Origin of the sequence: Falsiroseomonas oryziterrae, assembly GCF_021864505.1 — a bacterium.
Classification (GTDB): Bacteria; Pseudomonadota; Alphaproteobacteria; order Acetobacterales; family Acetobacteraceae; genus Falsiroseomonas; species Falsiroseomonas oryziterrae.
In genome coordinates this window covers 1-3,339 of the sequence record NZ_JAKJIB010000398.1, presented here as the reverse complement: position 1 = coordinate 3,339, position 3,339 = coordinate 1, and the positions used below count along the sequence as shown (strand labels likewise).

The window sequence follows — 3,339 nt, the reverse complement described above, 5'->3', positions numbered from 1 at the left end:
CTGGGTGGCGGTCAGGGCGGTGGCGCGATGGGCGGCGGCCTGGGCGGCCTGCTCGGGGGGTTGCTCGGCGGCATGGCGGGCGGCCAGGGCGGGATGGCGCGCGGCGGCGGGATGCCCGGCGGCCTGGCCGGCGGCATGGGCGGGATGAAGGGCGTCGTGCTGATGGCGCTGCTGGCCTACCTCATGCGCGGCCAGGGCGGTCGCGCGGGGCTCGCCTCGATCACCGACCAGTTCCGTGCCGCGGGGCTCGGCGATCGCGCCGAGAGCTGGGTCGGCCCCGGCGCGAACCGCGACATCAGCCCGCAGGAGGTCGCGCGCGTGCTGCCACCCGGGGCGCTCGACGACATCGAGCGCCAGACGGGCCTCGGCCGCGACGAGGTACTGTCGGAGCTGAGCCGGGGCCTGCCGCGGATGGTGGACCGGCTGACGCCGCGCGGGCGGTTGCCCGATAGCGACGACGAGTTGAACGAGGTGGACGAGGCCGAGGTGCTCGGCAGCTTCGGCCTCGCGCCGGGCGCCGCCTATGGCAAGACGCGCCCGGGCGATGGTGGGATGAAGGGCTGACCTTAGCTGCAGGAAGGCTGCGCCTTCCTGCCCTCAGGCGCCGGCGCTTCGCTTGGCTCGCCGCACCGGCGGCGGCGCCCCCATTCGGGCGCTCGGCCGCCCAAGGGCGGCCGCATGTCGGGGCGCCCCCGCCGGTCAGTCGGGCCGGATGTCGTTCTCCCGCACCACGCGGCCCCAGGTCGCGATCTGCGCCGAGAGGAAGCGCGCGAAGCCGGCCTCGCCCTGCGGGTCGAGGTCGATGCCGAGGCCGACCACGCGGCTCCGGATGTCCGGCCGGTCGAGCGCGGCGCGGATCTCCGCCTCCATCCGCTGCTTGATCGCGGGCGGCAGGTTGGCCGGGCCGAGGAAGCCCCAAAAGGCGCGCGCATCGATGCCCGGCACGCCGGCTTCCACCAGCGTCGGCACGTCCGGCGCGGAGGGTGAGCGCGTCGCGGCGGTCTGGGCGATCGGCACGACCGCGCCGGCTTCGATCTGCGCGCCGATCGCCGGGCGCGTCGCGATGACCATGTCGGTCTCGTTCGCGGCCGCCGCGACGGCGAGGGGCCCGCCGCCGCGATAGGGCACATGCACGAGCTGCAGCCCGGCGGCGCGGCCGACGAGCGCCATCGTCAGATGCGCGAGCGAGCCGTTGCCGATCGTGCCGTAGGTGAGCGTGTCGGGCCGCGCGCGGGCCGCCGTGGCCATGTCGGCGAAGCTGCGCCAGGGCCGGTTCCGCGAGACGCAGAGCATCATCGGCGCGGTGCCGAAGAGCAGCAGCGGCGTCAGGTCGCGCTCGGTGTCGAAGCCGATGTTCGGGATGAGTGCGGGGTTCACCGCGTGGGTGTCGAAGACGAGCACCCAGCTGTTGCCGTCCGGCGCGCTGCGCGCGACCGCGGCCGTGCCGATCGCGCCCGAGGCACCGGCGCGGTTCTCCACCACCACCGGCACGCCGAGCGACTGGCTCAGCACCGGCTGCAACAGCCGCGCGAGCGTGTCGGTCGATCCGCCCGGCGGGAAGGGTGCGACGATGCGGATCGGGCCGCTCGGCCACGGGGCCTGGGCGATGGCGGGCGTGGCGAGCGCAACGCCGGCGGCGCCGAGCAGGGCGCGGCGGGTGACATGGTTCATGGACGGGTTCCTCCCGCCGGCGGTCTACTCCCTCCTCCGCTGGCGGGGGAGGGTCGGCGTAGGAAGTCGGGAGCGGGGGCGCTCCTCCTCGACGCCCACCCTACCCTCCCCCGTCAACGGAGGAGGGCAAGAAGGACGTCACGTGCGCTTCGTCTGCGCGCTTGCCTTGGCCTGCATCAGCACGGTGCGGATGTCCTGCTCGAGCTTCTCGAGCTCCTCCGCCGCACGCGCTCGCTGGCCGCGCGCCTCGTCGGCGATGCGCAAGCTGTCCTCGATCGTCGCGACCAGCGCGGCATTCGCCTTCTGCACCGCCTCGAGGTCGAAGACCCCCCGCTCGAGCTCCGTCCGCGCTTCCTGGTTGCCGCGCCGCAGTGTCTCGGCATTCGCGGTCAGCAGGCGGTTCGTCAGGTCGGTCGCCTGCTTCACCGTCTGCCCCGCCTCGCGCATCCGGTGGATCGCGAGCGCCTGCGCCAGCTGCTGGCGCCACAGCGGCACCGTATTGGCCAGCACCGAGTGGATCTTCGACGACAGCGCCTTGTCGTTCTCCTGGATCAGCCGGATCGAGGGCAGCGCCTGCATGGCGACCTGGCGGGTCAGCCGCAGGTCGTGCACGCGCCGTTCCAGCTCGTCGCGCGCGCCACGCAGGTCGCGCAGCCGCTGCGGCGCGAGATCGTCATGCGGGTTCGCGGCGACCTGCTGCTCGAGCGCCGGGATCGTCTCCTCGTTCGTCCTGCGCAGCACCGCGTCGCCGGCGGCGATGTGGTCGCCGAGCGCGTGGAACCATTCGAGGGTCGCCTGGTAGAGCCGCTCCAGCCGCTCGACATCCTCGAGCAGGCGCGTGCGGTGGGTGTCGAGCCGGTCGCCGATCGTCTCGATCTGGCCCTTCACGCTCTCGTAGCGCTGGATGATGCCGGTGACCTCGGCGCCCGCCTTGGTGAAGATCCGCTGGAGGAAGCCGGGCCGCTCGTCGAGCTTCGTGACGTCGAAGCCGCGCAGCGTGGAGAGCAGCGAGGAGAGCGTCCGCCCCGCCTCGCCCGTCTCCTGGTTGCGCGCCGAGCCGAGCATGGCGTCGGCGGCGGATTGCGCACGCGTCTGCGCCTCCTGCCCGAAGCGGAGGATGGAGCCGGGATCGGACAGGTCGATCTGCTGCGCGAGGCTCTGGATCGCCGCGTGGTGCTCCGGCGTCAGCTCCGCCTCGGCGCGGCGCGGCGCGGTGAACTGGACCTGGCCCGTCAGCACCGCGCCGGCGATGGGCGGCGGCGGGGGCGAGGGCTCGACGCGTTGTCCCGTCGGCTTCTCGGGCTCCGGTTCGCCGAAGGTGATCTTGATGTGGTCGCTCATGTCTTGTCCCTCGGCGGCTGCAACTCGATCCCCATGAAGACCCTCACGCATAGCCCTCCTGGCGCAGCCGGTCGGCGAGCACCTTCACCTGGATGTCGAGCGCGGCGCTCTCCTCCGCGCGCAACCGGTCGCGCAGCTCGTCCGCCGCGCCCGTCAGGTCCTCGAGCAGCTTCGGCAGGCCGGGCGGCGGCTCGGCGCCGGCCTCCAGCCGCTCGCGGATGCGATCGAGGCCGTCGAGATGAACCGCGAGGAAGCGCCGCGCCTCCGACAGCCGCTCGCGGCGAGCGGCGAGGACGTCCAGCAGGCGGGCCATCGCGCCCGAGAGGC

4 protein-coding genes are annotated in these 3,339 nt (G+C 73.8%); 1 reads left to right on the top strand and 3 read right to left on the bottom strand.

The window, feature by feature from the left end:
- Positions 1-564, top strand: a 564-nt coding sequence (locus L2I40_RS20875) for a YidB family protein (protein WP_237217095.1), incomplete at its 5' end; no start/stop codon positions are given.
- Positions 565-699: 135 nt separating this feature from the next.
- Here the strand turns inward: L2I40_RS20875 and L2I40_RS20870 are convergent.
- The 3 genes from L2I40_RS20870 to L2I40_RS20860 all read right to left on the bottom strand — a co-directional run.
- On the bottom strand, positions 700-1,671 hold the full coding sequence (locus L2I40_RS20870) for a Bug family tripartite tricarboxylate transporter substrate binding protein (protein ID WP_237217094.1): 972 nt from the start codon (positions 1,669-1,671) through the stop codon (positions 700-702).
- 138 nt (positions 1,672-1,809) lie between these two features.
- Positions 1,810-3,012 carry a toxic anion resistance protein gene (locus L2I40_RS20865; RefSeq protein WP_237217093.1) on the bottom strand — a complete coding sequence of 401 codons (1,203 nt, stop codon included), beginning with the start codon at positions 3,010-3,012 and terminating at the stop codon, positions 1,810-1,812.
- 43 nt (positions 3,013-3,055) lie between these two features.
- A partial coding sequence (locus L2I40_RS20860) for a hypothetical protein (RefSeq protein ID WP_237217092.1) occupies positions 3,056-3,339 on the bottom strand: 284 nt, incomplete at its 5' end.

Bases quoted from the DNA above. Each gene is read 5' to 3' on its own strand.
- L2I40_RS20865 (WP_237217093.1), bottom strand. From the start codon at position 3,012: ATGAGCGACCACATCAAGATCACCTTCGGCGAACCGGAGCCCGAGAAG.
- L2I40_RS20870 (WP_237217094.1), bottom strand. From the start codon at position 1,671: ATGAACCATGTCACCCGCCGCGCCCTGCTCGGCGCCGCCGGCGTTGCG.